This is a genomic window from Myroides sp. A21, assembly GCF_000807225.1.
GTDB classification, from domain to species: Bacteria; Bacteroidota; Bacteroidia; order Flavobacteriales; family Flavobacteriaceae; genus Flavobacterium; species Flavobacterium odoratimimum.
Genome location: NZ_CP010327.1, coordinates 2,899,558 through 2,913,230 on the forward strand (window position 1 = coordinate 2,899,558; position 13,673 = coordinate 2,913,230).

Below are 13,673 nucleotides of genomic sequence, written 5' to 3' on the forward strand. Positions count from 1 at the left end.
ACTAAATGAGAAGAGATTCAGAAATTTTCGACCTGATCGTAGAAGAGCAAGATAGACAAATTCATGGTATTGAATTAATTGCTTCTGAAAACTTTGTAAGTGAAGAAACTATGGAAGCAGCAGGTTCTTGTTTGACTAACAAGTATGCTGAGGGATACCCTAATAAACGTTACTACGGAGGATGTGAAGTAGTAGACGTAGTAGAGCAAATCGCGATAGACCGTGCTAAAGCTTTATTCGGTGCTGAGTATGTTAACGTACAACCTCACTCTGGATCACAAGCTAATACAGCTGTATTCTTTGCATGTCTTAAACCAGGTGACAAAATCTTAGGTTTTGATTTATCTCATGGAGGACACTTAACTCATGGATCACCAGTTAACTTCTCAGGAAAGTTATACAATCCTGTATTCTACGGAGTAGATCAAGAGACAGGATTATTAAATTATGATAAAATACAAGAGGTGGCTACTAAAGAGCAACCAAAAATAATCATCGCTGGAGCGTCTGCATATTCTCGTGATATGGACTTTAAACGCTTTAGAGAGATTGCTGATAGTGTAGGAGCTTTATTAATGGCTGATATTGCACACCCAGCGGGATTAATCGCTAAGGGATTAATGAATGACCCTGTACCTCATTGTCATATTATCACTACGACTACTCACAAGACATTGAGAGGACCACGTGGAGGTATGATTATGATGGGGAAAGACTTCCCTAATCCATTCGGATTAACTACTCCTAAAGGTGAAGTACGTATGATGTCTGCTTTATTAGACAGTGCTGTATTCCCTGGAAACCAAGGAGGACCTTTAATGCACATTATCGCTGCTAAAGCTGTTGCTTTTGGTGAAGCATTAACTGATGAGTACTTCCAATATATGATGCAAGTGCAGAAGAATGCTAAAGCTATGGCTGCTGCTTTCGTGAAGAGAGGTTATAACATTATCTCTGGAGGAACTGATAACCACATGATGCTTATCGATCTTAGAAATAAGAATATCTCTGGTAAAGAAGCTGAACAAGCATTAGTGAAAGCTGAAATCACTGTGAACAAAAATATGGTTCCATTTGATGACAAATCTCCATTTGTAACTTCAGGTATCCGTATTGGTACTCCAGCTATTACTACAAGAGGTTTAGTAGAAGCTGATATGGAAACTATTGTAGACCTTATCGATAGAGTATTGATGAATCATACTGATGAGGCTGTTTTAGAGGAAGTAGCAGACGAAGTAAATGAAATGATGGAAGAAAGACCAATGTTCGTTTGGTAATCGACTAAAATATAAGATTTTAATAAGGAAGGGGCTCAGAGATGAGTCCCTTTTTTTTATCTGTAATATTGTGTGAAGGGACTTTGTTAAAACTCTTGCTATTGTTAATCAGTAATATTTGTTTTTGAAAATAATGACGGTGAAAAAAATATATACTTAGTTTAAAATAAAATCTATAACTTTATGATATGTAGGTAATTATTTTTTGAACGATTACTTTTGGTGGATTATATAGAGTTATAGAAACAGGAGTTTAGAAGGCAATTAGAACTGTTCCTTGCAGATGAGACTGTTCATGATTTGTATATAACACAAAGCAAGGTCTGTTAAATAAGAACTTTGAAAATATTGTTGTAGCGAAAGAGGGTAGTTTAATCATAGAAAGGCATCATCGATATATAGACTAGAAGGTAAGGATATTATTATCAAGGTAGGAGTGAAAAATCACTGTGATTAACCGCCTTTTAAGAAGTTAAGAGGTATTGGTGATAGATTATGATGGGTATTGGGATAGATGGTGCCTGATTAGGAGCGTATATTGTGTAATAGATTTTTAATATGAAAGTGTTTCTAGATATTGACGGTGTAATGGTTCACGGTAATCCTAATAAGAAAGTTGAGATTGCTGAGGATGGTTTTTATGTTTTTTTAGATCAAGCGATAGCTGTTTTTAATTCTATTCCTGTAGAAGAGATTATTCTTTCGACTTCTCATAAGAATAGGTTTACTTTGATCCAATGGGAGGAAATACTTCGAAATAGGGGATTAAGATTTGATAAATTGTCTAAGATAGAAAGTGAATCTCTTATGAGATCAAGAAGAGTTGAGATAGAATGGTGGTTAGCAGAAAAGAAATACGATATAAATGAGGTAATCATCCTAGATGATGATAAAACATTAAATGGCTTAGTGTCTAATCTTAAGGATAGAGTAGTTCTAACAAGCTCTTATATAGGGTTATGTGAGGATGATCTGTCAGTTATTCAGTCGATTCTTAACAAATCTAATACTTATCAGTTATTGAATGTTAGTAATAAGGTAGCTGAGGATACTGACTTTTATGAAAGTAATATATCCTAATTTGCCTTAGAGATTTGTTGATAATAAATTATTGAGATACAAAAAACGAGACTATAAGTCTCGTTTTTTGTATTATTCCATCATATCTGTAAAATGAATATCTTTGATAGGATAACTATTACGCTATGGACACTATACTCTCAATATTCAATGCTCAAAAGGACTTCTTTAATAGCAATCAAACGAAGGATATTAGCTTTCGTATTACACAATTAAAGAAACTAAAACAATTGCTTAAAGCCAATGAAGACAGATTGGCTGAAGCGATATATCTAGATTTTGGGAAGTCTTCTTTTGAGACCTATATGACAGAGTTGTCTATTGTTTATCTAGAGATTGATTACTTTATCAAGAATATTAAGAAACTTAGTAAGCCTAAACGAGTTTCTACAGGGATTATCAATTTTCCTGGGAGGGGGTATATAATGCCAGAACCATTAGGATTGTGTTTAGTCATTGGTGCGTGGAATTATCCTTATCAATTATCTCTTTTGCCTGCTTTGACAGCTATAGCAGCAGGAAATACAGTAATGATTAAGCCTAGTGAATTACCAATGAATACATCCAATGTATTAGCAGAGTTGCTCAATAGTATTTTTCCTAAAGAGCTTTTATATGTGGTAGAGGGGGGAGTAGAAGAAACTACACAGTTATTAAGCCTACAGTTTGACAAGATATTTTTCACAGGAAGTACTGTTGTTGGAAAGATAGTATATCAGGCAGCAGCGAAGAATTTAGTTCCTGTTACACTAGAATTGGGAGGAAAGAGTCCTGTGTTTATTTTAAAAGATTGTGACTTAGAGATAACGGCTAAACGTCTTGTTTGGGCGAAGTTATTGAATGCGGGACAGACTTGTGTAGCTCCTGATTATCTATTAGTAGAAAGAGAAATCAAAGAGAAGTTGATTAAACAACTTCAGAAAGAAATGAGTAATTACCCATTGGATAGTAAAGAATTACCTTCTCACTATTTACAGATTATTAATACACACCACTTTGATCGATTGGTTAGTTTAATTAATCTTGAGAAGGTATGTTTTGGTGGCTATATAGATAGAGAAAAACGATTTATAAGCCCTACAATCCTTGATAATGTGGTTTGGGAAGATAGTGTTATGCAAGAAGAGATATTTGGCCCTATATTGCCTATTATAGCTTTTGAGTCATTAGATGAGGTAATTGAGAAAGTAAAAGAAAAACCTAAACCTCTTTCATGTTATATTTATTCCAAGGATCAGAGCCTTATAAAGAAGATTTTAAGAGAAGTCTCTTTTGGAGGAGGTGCAGTCAATGATAGTTTAATGCATTTGACTACAAGTACCTTGCCTTTTGGAGGTGTTGGTGCTAGTGGGATGGGGAGTTATCATGGACGATATGGTTTCGAAGCGTTTACTCATTTTAAAAGTATACTACACAAGCCATTCTGGTTTGAGTCTAATATGAAATATCCTCCTTATACAAAAAGGAAGGAGAATTGGTTGAGAAGATTATTTAAGTAAAAGAATAAGAGGTAAGTATAATGCTTGCCTCTTTTGTTTTTAATGTAAAAATATTGATTAAAGATAATTGTTTTAACTCTTATTAACTATTTTTGAATTAAAAATAAGTAAAATGAAATGGATTAAACTAATGACAGCCCTTATAGGTTGTACTTTCTTAGTATCTTGTTCATCAGTTATTAAAAGTTCAAGAGTGACTGTTTTGCAAGAGAACTATTGTGCGCCTACCATTGTGTATACAGATGATACCACTGAAGAGCAAAGGGCGTTTGAAGATTTAGGAGTTAAACAGAAATTGTCTCCTCATGATTATAGACTAGCGTCTCATCTGGGATTAGTGCCTCAGTTGGCTAAGTTTTTAAATAGTACAGATCCTATAGAGAGATTAGAAGCGAAGCAACAGATTATTATTAGAGTCCAATTGTTTCAGATAGAGATAGATGCTTTGGCAGCAGAACTAGATTGTAATGGGGAGCGATATGATCAACTAGCAAGGGTATTGGATGCTAAAAACGGAACTACCAATACTCAACTAACAGTTGCTTCTATCGCGATCGGTGCAGCAGTTACATTATCTACAGCCTTGATTACAAATGATAATACGAATAAAGGATTAAATATCGCAGGTGGGGTAGTAGGTACAGGACTAGGATTTTTGTTATTAAATCCGAAAGGCAAAAAAGTAGAACTAAAAACGAATAGAAGTTTACTTAGTAATATTTGGTTTGAACAGAATGATAATCTTGCATTTCCTCCTGCAGTATGGAGAGTGATGAATGATAAATCTTTTAGTAATGAAGGTAAATTATCCCTAATACAGACATTAAAGAATAGATGGCTGTTTTTTGCTTTTAATGAGGAGATTAGTAAAAAGGATGAGGAACTCTATTTTGGCAAAGGTGGATTTTTTAAATCAGAGGGAATTCATTTAATGGCAGATATGAATAATGAGCTTCAAGCAACAGTAAAAACAATCCAACAAGATCTTAGAAGCTTAATTTACAATGTGAGTTTATTGAAATAAGAAATCTAACAGTTAAAAGCTTTTAATATTTGAATAGTTTAATTGTTAAAAAGTAATTACCTTGTGGTGATTTTAATTAAAAAAGATGAAAAAGATACTGTTTTTTATTTCTTGTGTAGCACTTTCTGCTCAGGTACAAGCACAAGAATCTGTTGTTTTATCACTTGACTTACAACCGGGTAGCTCTTATGAGATAATTTCGAATGATAAGTTTAGTACGATTACTAACCTTGTAGGAAATAAAGAAATCATTGAGATGATTAATAAAGAGGGGCAGAATTCTTATCCTACTTATGAGACCGAAGAATCTAATGCAAGTTATACACTACATTGGACAACTAAAAAGAAGAATTCTCTGAACTTTGATTTGGACCTAGAGAAGAGAGTTGCTAGAGTTTTTGAAGGAAAATCAGTTGTAAATACTGAGACTGAAGGGCCTATAAAAGGATATAGTAGAGGTAGTGTAGATGCCAAAAAAGGGTTAAAATTGTCTAAATCATTAGGTGAAAAACACAAGACTTTAGAAGGAGATTTGCTTGTGATGTTAGATGACTTATTTAATGGAAATGGACTTAGTAGTGATCCTATAAAAGTGAATCAAGAATTTGAGTCTACTAATACTCAAAAGATGAGATTATCTGATGAAAGTGAAGTGGAGGTAACAACCAAAGAAGTAAATAAAATAGCCAAAATAGCTAATAATAAAGCCTATTTAGTTATTGAGACAACGATCACCTCTAAGAGTACTTCTACTAAGTTTGCAGAGATGAAAGGAGGAGGTACTAAAGAAGTTATTTATGATATGGAGAAGAAATACTTTGAATCTATAGATGGTAAGTTAGATGTTACGGTTAATATAGAATCAGATGAAGGAGTTAATATCACGATGGTTAATACAACTTCTCAAAATGTAAAAGTGAAGAAAAAGTAATCATAATTGATACGATACATAAATAAGGGTTAGAAGCTAAAACTTCTAACCCTTATTTATTTACTATCGCATACAACACATGGTCAAGGTATTCACCATCCTTTAATGTATAGGCTTTCAATACCCCTTCTTGTTGCATTCCTATCTTTTGCATGATTTTTCCTGATGCTTCATTATGCGTAAAGTGAGAAGCAAATATTCTTTTTAGATGCAATGTCTCAAAGCCAAAATGAACTAGAGCTTGTGCTGCTTCAGTAATATATCCTTTATTCCAGTACTGATCATCTAACCAATAGCCCATCTCAGCTTTATTGTTTGCCTTGTCTATTCCTAAGCCGACTCCACCGATGATCGTAGAGCTACTTTTTAATCGAATAGCAAAGATGTATTTATCTCCAATCTCTAATCCTTCTAAAGCTAAGTTTACCCAAAAAGTAGCACTTGCCTCTGTATAAGGATAAGGGATATTGGTTGTGTTCTGACTGTATACAGGGTTTTTCATAATCTCTAATAGGCGAGGAATATCCTGTAGATTAGGTTGATTTAGAAGAAGGCGTTCTGTGGTTAATTCTATTGTTTTCATAAGAGTTGTTTTTATAAAAATAGTAAATACTTCCATGTATTCAGTGAATTTATTGTTTGAAATTAATAGTATTTTAGCCCAAAATAAAAAAGATGATAGACTTTGATTTTACATCAAAAGGATTTGAGATAAATGGGCAACTGTATAGCTTTCCGATAGCAAAAGAAGAACTGTTTACACTATTTGGAGAGCCAGAGGTATTCTCAGGAGAGCATAATGATGTTTATATTTGGCATACAGTAGGATTACGAGCTTTCGCTAAGGATAGGATAAATATTAATACCATAGAAGTAACTTATAGAGTAGAAGATTACGCTACAGCTGTGAAATCTGCATTTATAGGTCAATTAAAACTAAATGGGGAATCAGATGTAATGAAGTATTATAACGAACATAAGCAAGAGCGTATAAAACTTTGGGATACAGATGATACTGGTGCTTTTAGATTTAATGATGTGACGGTGTGGTATAATATCAGAAGGGAAGAGTTGTATTCTCTTTCTTTACAAGCTTATGAAGAGGTTGAAGAAGAAGAAGAAGCATTATTACCTATTGATGAAAACTTTGAATATTTAGAGGCGGTATGGTATGAATGGAAAAAAACAATAGAACATAGAGTTGGTGCTGATAATAAGTACTATAATCCGACACATGGTATTACTCAAGAACAATTAGATATTGTTGTAGAGCAATTAGACGAAGTAGAATTACCTGCCATTTTAGTTAATTTTTATAAGATAGCGAATGTGAAGTGGAATGCTGTTACTTCAGCACTAAGTTTGCATGCCAACGGATGGGATTATGACTTATTGCCTTTTGAGAAGATAGCAGATGAGTGGGAAGGTATCAATGAGTTGTTCGATGATGATGAGGTAGATGAAGATATAATAACTGATTATGATACCCGACTTAAGTGTACAGGATATGCTAACCCTAAGTGGATTCCTTTTGCAGAAGGGAAGAATGGAGATTATCTACTGATAGATACTGATCCAAGTGATATAGGGACGTATGGACAAATTATAGAACTACAAAATGAGTCTTGGAGTAGAACAGTAATTGCTTTCTGCCTAGAGGAGTTGATTTATAGAGAAATAGAATCTTTAGAAGGAGCAATAACAGAACATCAACAATTTATAATAGATAACGGAACATTCTAATGAAATATATATGTGCAGATTGTGGGCAAGAACACGAGGATTGGCCTGCATTAGTATTTAAAGCTCCTGATCCTTACTTAGCACTGTCTGAGGAAGAAAGAGAACACGCAGACTTAACGAGCGAAATATGTAGTATAGATGAAGAAGATGAGACACATTGGTATCTGAGAGGGGTGTTGACTCAGTATGTCTATGATGCCTGCCAATACTTGGATTACGGGGTTTGGGTTAGTCTTAGTGAGGCGAGTATGAAAGACTATTATGAGCACTATGAGGATAAAGAGTACAAGACTACTTACTTTGGTTGGTTAGTGACTAATTTACCTAATTATCCTCCTAATACTTCTTTTGCTTTACCTACCAATGTTGAGGTAGATAATAGTAAAGGGATTCCAACTATTTTACCTCATAAAAAAGGAGATTCAGTATTTATAAAGGACTTTTATGATGGAATTTCGACAGAAGAAGCTTTGAAGAGAATCGAGGCTTTAGTAAAATAGATGTGGGATTTAAGTATGTCATAATTCAAGATTAGTTTTGCTGTATGATGCTAGCAGATTCCTTGAGGTATTCTTGCACTATTCTTCGACAAAAAGGTGCTCTGGGCAAGGAAAGTCCTAGGAAAGTGCAAGCAATGTGCGCCAAAGTGCAAGGAATACAGCGATTAGACTTTGTACAAAAGGTATAAAGTACCTCTCAATAAGGCAAACTAGAATAAATAGGATAGAGATAGAAAAGAATGAGTAGTAAAGGACAACAATTAGCAATAGATTATAAACAGACAGAATGGAAGACACCTGATGTTTATAATCAATTAAGGGGATTAATGAAGGATGAAGCAGAAATATATGCTTTCTGCTTAGAGTTTCTGATGAATATAGAGAAGGATTCAACGCTTTTTCACAGTGCACTAAGTTATGTTAATGAGAAAGACTTTTGCCAATTAGTTAAAATAGCAATTGATATTTTAAAAGAAAAAGAGAGTGCCGTAGCAGAGAGTGTTATAGAGTATGCAAGTATTCAGTTACCGCATATATTACATCCTTATCTCGATGATTTATTAGTCTTAAATCCTAATGGGGATAGCTATTTTGCAGACTATCATTGGAGAAATTGTACTTCTGCTCAATTACAACCTTATTTAGCTCAATTCTTAGCATCAAGTACCGATTTAGAAACTAAGATTAAGTTGTTTAATTGTTTAGTCGAATCTAGAGATATCGTTACTATAGAAAGCCTTATTTCACATGCGTTAGAATTAGAATTGAGCACTTATGTGAGTTCAGCAGATTACATCGATGGGTATTTAGAGGGTGTGGGATTGTGTCGAGAATACGGAAAGGTAAAAAGATACTGTTCAGATCAAACGTATCATATTTTATTTGAACCAAAGTATTTAAACAAGCCAAGTGCAGTACATTTAAACCGTACAGATCATCCAACGTGGAATGGTGCACCATTAGCAGATAAGTATAAAGTAGGTGGGTATTTAGCGGAAGATGAGAATAACCCCTTTATGCATATCATTACATTAAATCCTATTCCTGAAGGATTGCCAATACGTTTATCTCAACTAGTGTTGGGATGTCATTTACGTGAATTAAATGAAAATGGTGTTGTCTTTTATCAACACGATGAACAAGGAAATCCTCATAAGATAGGAGAGCCCATGACAATAGAATGGGTAGAAGAGCATGCGATGGTTCCTACAGAAGTAAGCATCGTACTTACGGATTCTCGTTGGGCATTTCAGTCTTGGGCAAGCGCTAATAGTAGAGAGAATTTATTTAGAATAGGAGGAGAACCTTCTTGGATACAGAGTGGAGAGGTTTTGACGTGTCCTATTAGCGGAGAGAAGATGCAGTTTATTATGCAGTTAGACTCAGAAGTTCCCGATGTACAGGGAGGAGAAGTGTATTACGGTAGTGGTGGATTGTGTTATATCTTCTGGTGTGATAAGACTAGAGTAAGTGGATACATTATGCAACATACCTAAATATCAGTAACTCATATTGACGTTTCAGAAGCGAATTTGTATGTTTTGATTAACTATTATCCTTCTTGTGTCTTTTTTATAGGTAATCTTGTGTAAATATTTAAAAATACATGACATTATTATTAGTTTATTTGTTTCTGGCTTTAGCTGTATCTTTTATCTGTTCTATCGCAGAAGCAAGCTTACTTTCTTTATCCCCTTCTTTTTTAAAGTCAAAAGCAGAAGCAGGAGATAAGAAAGCCTTAAAAATGATAAACCTAAAAGAGGATATTGACAGGCCGTTATCGGCTATTTTATCCTTAAATACAGTTGCGCATACAGTAGGAGCTGCAGGAGTAGGAGCACAAGCAACAGTGGTTTTTGGAGAGGCATATTTCGGAGTAGTCTCTGCTGTGTTGACTTTGTTAATCTTAGTCTTAACAGAGATTATACCGAAGACTTTAGGAGCGAATTATGCTAAGGATATCTATGGATCTATGGCAAGTGTTATTTCTGCTATGGTTGTTGTAAGTTATCCATTAGTGATTATGTCATCTTTCTTGACAAAGAGGTTGAGCAAGAAGAATGCAGAGTCTTCTACCAGTAGAGAAGAGATTGCAACTCTAGCAAGTATTGGAGAGCAAGAAGGTATCTTAGGTGTTAAAGAGAACAAGATTATTCAAAACGTATTCAAGTTAAACGAAGTACGTATAGACGAAATTCACACACCGCGTATTATGTTGGTTAGTGCAGATGAAGAAATGACTTTAAGAGAGTTCCTGAAGAATAAAGAATTTCTACATTTCTCTAGAATCCCTGTGTATAGTGATACGAAAGACAATATTACAGGTTACGTGCTAAGAGAAGTTGCGTTCGAGTATTTAGCAGAAGATAGATTTGATATTCAATTAAAGGAAATAAAGAGAGATATTCTATTTGTGTCTGAAAAACTGAATGTAATTACGACTTGGAATAAGATGAAGGAGAAGCATGAGCATATCGCTATTGTAGTGAATGAGTATGGTGAAGTAGATGGTTTAGTCACTATGGAAGATATTATCGAGACCCTACTTGGTTTTGAGATTATTGATGAGAAAGATAAGATCGTGGACTTGAGACAATATGCAGAAGAAAGATGGCAAAATAGACAAAAGAAATATGCTTATTTGGCTGATGAAGATGTCATAAAATAAGTTTACAAAGTTTAAAAAACAAAGAACTCCATCGCTAAAAGCGATGGAGTTCTTTGTTTTTTGCGTAAACAGGAGTGTTTTTAAAAATATTTTTAATATTGACTATCTCTTGTATTTGTTGGGGTTAAGAGTGCTTTAATGAAGGCGTTTGAAATAAATATTTGAATTTCTTTAACTTTTTATTGGTTTGTTTTAAAATGGTTTTGGTATCTTAGCCGTATCAATGAACGCGAATTTTAGAACATATAATCCTGTTTTAAACACTACTATCTTAAGTGGTGCAACTTCTCGTGTTTCTAACGTTACTACTTCTACAGTAACTACTATTACGTTGACATCTTCGTCATCGTCATCTATCTCAACCCTGTAAAGGGGGAATTTATTACATATAACCATCGTCTGTGGTCGTTTATTTATTAACGGCTGTATTTTATATTATCCAAAGCGATTAATATCAATTAGTTACTTGCTTTGGGAGAAAACCAAATCAATGAAATTTTATGAAAGTAATAAAGTTTGGCGGGTCATCAGTGGCTAATGCCGTGAATATAAAGAGATGTATAGATATCATCAATAAGATAGAAGAGCCTGTTATCGTAGTGGTATCTGCGCTGAGTGGAGTGACTGATCTACTACAGCTTGCGGCAGTACAAGCGGCTGCACATAACGAAGAATATATAGATCAATTTAAAGATATTAGTCATTGTCATTTAGAAGTTGTCAGAGCATTAATACCTGTGAATGATCAAGCAGGAATATTGAGTAGTGTTATACGTGAACTAAATGAATTGGAAGTATTGTTACAAGGGTGCTTCTTACTAAGAGAGCTTTCTCCTCGTATAAAGGATTTAATTATGTCTTATGGTGAACGCCTTTCTTCTTATGTTATCGCTGAGGTTATGAAGGCACAGGGGCAAGATTGCCGTCATGGATATAGTGGTGATTTTATCAAGACAAATGACAAGTTTGGTAAAGCTGCTGTAAACTTTGAAGTAACTGATCAGTTGATCGTTGATTACTTTGAGAAACATAAATGTGCAGTAACTATCGTACCAGGATTTATAGCAGAGTCAGAAGCAAATGAAGTGACAACATTAGGACGCGGAGGATCTGACTATACTGCGGCTATTATCGCAGCTGCTCTTAACTTAAAAGAACTAGAGATCTGGACTGATGTAAGTGGTATATATACAGCTAACCCAAGAGTGGTAAAACAAGCAAAAATAGTAAAACACATCAACTTCCAAGAAGCGATGGAGCTTTCTCACTTCGGAGCGAAAGTATTGTATCCATCTGCTTTGGCGCCTATTTTACCTAAAGGAATCTCATTGATTGTCAAAAATACTTTTGAGCCAGATGCTGAGGGAAGTTTAGTCAGTGCTGTAGGAAGTACAGATCCTAATCCTGTACGTGGAATTACAAATATTGACAATCTAGCACTACTGACATTAGAAGGCCCTGGGATGGTAGGTGTAGCAGGAATTTCTAAACGACTGTTTGAAGTATTGTCTTTAGAGGATATCAATGTGATATTCATTACTCAAGCTTCTTCAGAGCACTCTATCTGTTTCGCAATTATTGCTTCAGATGCAGAAAGAGCAGAGCAAGTGATTAATAGTGCTTTTGAGTTTGAAATACAAAACAAAAAAGTAAAACCAGTTCGCGTAGAATTAGGGATGTCTATTATTGCAGCAGTAGGAGATTATATCAAAGGGCATCAAGGAGTCAGTGGTAAAATGTTTAGTGCGTTAGGTCGTAACAATATTAATATCTGTGCTATCGCTCAGGGTGCATCAGAGCGTAATATCTCTGCTGTTATTCTAGAAAAAGATGTCAAGAAAGCATTGAATGTACTACATGAAGCTTTCTTTGAAGAGGTGGTGGTTCAGTTGAACTTATTTGTTATGGGAATAGGAAATGTAGGAGGGAAGTTCTTAGAGCAAATCGTACAACAACACAATTATTTAAGAGAACATCTGAAAGTAAATGTTAGAGTGGTAGGGATAGCTAATTCTAAATTGATGTGTTTTAATGTAGAAGGTTTTGATTTGGTTGAGGTAAAAGATTTGTCTAATTGTGGAGTTCCTATGACTCAAAAAGGGTTTTTAGATAAGATCAAAGAACTGAATTTGCGCAACAGCATATTCGTAGATAATACCGCTACTGCTGATGTGGCCATGACTTATGCATCATATTTAAAGAATAGTATTGCTGTAGTGACTTGTAATAAGATAGCTTGTTCTTCTACAATGGAATATTATAAAGAGTTAAAAGGCCTATCTAAGAAGTACAATGCTCCTTTCTTATACGAAACAAACGTAGGTGCAGGTCTGCCTATTATTGATACAATTAAGAACCTTGTTGCCTCAGGAGATCAAGTAAAAGAGATACAAGCAGTATTAAGTGGTAGTTTGAACTTTATTTTTAATCAGTATAACGGAGATAAACCTTTTGCAGAGATAGTAGCTTTAGCTAAGAAAGAAGGGTATACAGAGCCTCATCCCTTGATAGATTTGAGCGGTGTAGATGTGAAGAGAAAACTGATGATTCTGATGAGAGAGTGTAATTATTGGGTAGAAGAGGAAGATGTACAGGTGGATAGTTTCTTACCGATGTCTTGTATGGAGGCAAAGGATGCCGATACTTTTATAGCTGTTTTAGCCAAAGAAGAAGCTCATTTTAAAGCTCTATATGAAGGGGCAAAAGCTAAAGGAGCTTGTCTAAAAGTAGTAGCAACGCTTAAAGATGGTAAGGCTAGTGTAGGTCTGCAAGAGATAATGTCTAATCACCCATTCTATCACTTAGAGGGGAAAGATAATATCGTAATGTTCTATACAAATCGCTATCAAGAACAACCGTTATTGATAAAAGGAGCGGGTGCAGGAGCAGAAGTGACAGCATCAGGAATATTTGCAGATGTAATAAGAATAGGAAGTAAATTGTTATAA

The 13,673-nt window shown here is 34.7% G+C and carries 12 protein-coding genes; 11 read left to right on the forward strand and 1 reads right to left on the reverse strand.

All coding sequences use genetic code 11. The features are described 5' to 3' along the window. Positions 1 to 5 precede the first annotated feature (5 nt). From glyA to MYRA21_RS13025, 5 genes are all read left to right on the forward strand, one after another. Complete coding sequence (gene glyA / locus MYRA21_RS13005) at positions 6 to 1,280, forward strand: serine hydroxymethyltransferase (protein WP_039329309.1); 1,275 nt, start codon at positions 6 to 8, stop codon at positions 1,278 to 1,280. Between the two features lie 558 nt (positions 1,281 to 1,838). Next, positions 1,839 to 2,360, forward strand: a complete 522-nt coding sequence (locus MYRA21_RS13010) for an HAD domain-containing protein (RefSeq protein ID WP_158437112.1) — start codon at positions 1,839 to 1,841, stop codon at positions 2,358 to 2,360. Positions 2,361 to 2,485: 125 nt separating this feature from the next. Beyond that, the gene (locus MYRA21_RS13015; RefSeq protein WP_039329311.1) at positions 2,486 to 3,859 is read left to right on the forward strand and encodes an aldehyde dehydrogenase; all 1,374 of its coding nucleotides are present in this window, start codon (positions 2,486 to 2,488) and stop codon (positions 3,857 to 3,859) included. Between the two features lie 112 nt (positions 3,860 to 3,971). Beyond that, complete coding sequence (locus MYRA21_RS13020; protein ID WP_039329313.1) at positions 3,972 to 4,883, forward strand: hypothetical protein; 912 nt, start codon at positions 3,972 to 3,974, stop codon at positions 4,881 to 4,883. Positions 4,884 to 4,968: 85 nt separating this feature from the next. Continuing rightward, positions 4,969 to 5,814, forward strand: coding sequence for a hypothetical protein (locus tag MYRA21_RS13025; RefSeq protein ID WP_039329316.1), 846 nt, complete (start codon positions 4,969 to 4,971; stop codon positions 5,812 to 5,814). Positions 5,815 to 5,866: 52 nt separating this feature from the next. On the opposite strand, the gene MYRA21_RS13030 is transcribed toward MYRA21_RS13025, so the two are convergent. Next, entirely contained in the window at positions 5,867 to 6,433 is a 567-nt protein-coding gene (locus tag MYRA21_RS13030; RefSeq protein ID WP_006259124.1) for a GNAT family N-acetyltransferase, read from the reverse strand. 56 nt (positions 6,434 to 6,489) lie between these two features. Here MYRA21_RS13030 and MYRA21_RS13035 point away from each other — a divergent pair, with 56 nt between their 5' ends. From MYRA21_RS13035 to thrA, 6 genes are all read left to right on the forward strand, one after another. Next, a complete protein-coding gene (locus MYRA21_RS13035; protein ID WP_039329318.1) occupies positions 6,490 to 7,557 on the forward strand; it encodes an SMI1/KNR4 family protein in 1,068 nt (355 codons plus the stop codon). Further along, positions 7,557 to 8,057, forward strand: a complete 501-nt coding sequence (locus MYRA21_RS13040; RefSeq protein ID WP_006261026.1) for a DUF2199 domain-containing protein — start codon at positions 7,557 to 7,559, stop codon at positions 8,055 to 8,057. The genes MYRA21_RS13035 and MYRA21_RS13040 overlap by 1 nt, the downstream gene beginning before the upstream one ends. Before the next feature lie 239 nt (positions 8,058 to 8,296). Next, on the forward strand, positions 8,297 to 9,553 hold the full coding sequence (locus tag MYRA21_RS13045; RefSeq protein ID WP_039329321.1) for a hypothetical protein: 1,257 nt from the start codon (positions 8,297 to 8,299) through the stop codon (positions 9,551 to 9,553). Positions 9,554 to 9,663: 110 nt separating this feature from the next. Then, positions 9,664 to 10,725: a CNNM domain-containing protein gene (locus tag MYRA21_RS13050; RefSeq protein WP_006259119.1), complete on the forward strand. Its 1,062-nt coding sequence runs from the start codon at positions 9,664 to 9,666 to the stop codon at positions 10,723 to 10,725. Positions 10,726 to 10,948: 223 nt separating this feature from the next. Beyond that, complete coding sequence (locus MYRA21_RS19180; RefSeq protein ID WP_172461559.1) at positions 10,949 to 11,095, forward strand: hypothetical protein; 147 nt, start codon at positions 10,949 to 10,951, stop codon at positions 11,093 to 11,095. A gap of 130 nt (positions 11,096 to 11,225) precedes the next feature. Continuing rightward, positions 11,226 to 13,673: a bifunctional aspartate kinase/homoserine dehydrogenase I gene (gene thrA, locus MYRA21_RS13060; protein ID WP_039329323.1), complete on the forward strand. Its 2,448-nt coding sequence runs from the start codon at positions 11,226 to 11,228 to the stop codon at positions 13,671 to 13,673.

Coding starts and splice junctions, on each gene's coding strand:
- MYRA21_RS13035 (WP_039329318.1), top strand. CDS start 6,490: ATGATAGACTTTGATTTTACATCAAAAGGATTTGAGATAAATGGGCAA.
- glyA (WP_039329309.1), top strand. CDS start 6: ATGAGAAGAGATTCAGAAATTTTCGACCTGATCGTAGAAGAGCAAGAT.
- MYRA21_RS13045 (WP_039329321.1), top strand. CDS start 8,297: ATGAGTAGTAAAGGACAACAATTAGCAATAGATTATAAACAGACAGAA.
- MYRA21_RS13025 (WP_039329316.1), top strand. CDS start 4,969: ATGAAAAAGATACTGTTTTTTATTTCTTGTGTAGCACTTTCTGCTCAG.
- thrA (WP_039329323.1), top strand. CDS start 11,226: ATGAAAGTAATAAAGTTTGGCGGGTCATCAGTGGCTAATGCCGTGAAT.
- MYRA21_RS19180 (WP_172461559.1), top strand. CDS start 10,949: ATGAACGCGAATTTTAGAACATATAATCCTGTTTTAAACACTACTATC.
- MYRA21_RS13010 (WP_158437112.1), top strand. CDS start 1,839: ATGAAAGTGTTTCTAGATATTGACGGTGTAATGGTTCACGGTAATCCT.
- MYRA21_RS13040 (WP_006261026.1), top strand. CDS start 7,557: ATGAAATATATATGTGCAGATTGTGGGCAAGAACACGAGGATTGGCCT.
- MYRA21_RS13015 (WP_039329311.1), top strand. CDS start 2,486: ATGGACACTATACTCTCAATATTCAATGCTCAAAAGGACTTCTTTAAT.
- MYRA21_RS13020 (WP_039329313.1), top strand. CDS start 3,972: ATGAAATGGATTAAACTAATGACAGCCCTTATAGGTTGTACTTTCTTA.
- MYRA21_RS13030 (WP_006259124.1), bottom strand. CDS start 6,433: ATGGAAGTATTTACTATTTTTATAAAAACAACTCTTATGAAAACAATA.
- MYRA21_RS13050 (WP_006259119.1), top strand. CDS start 9,664: ATGACATTATTATTAGTTTATTTGTTTCTGGCTTTAGCTGTATCTTTT.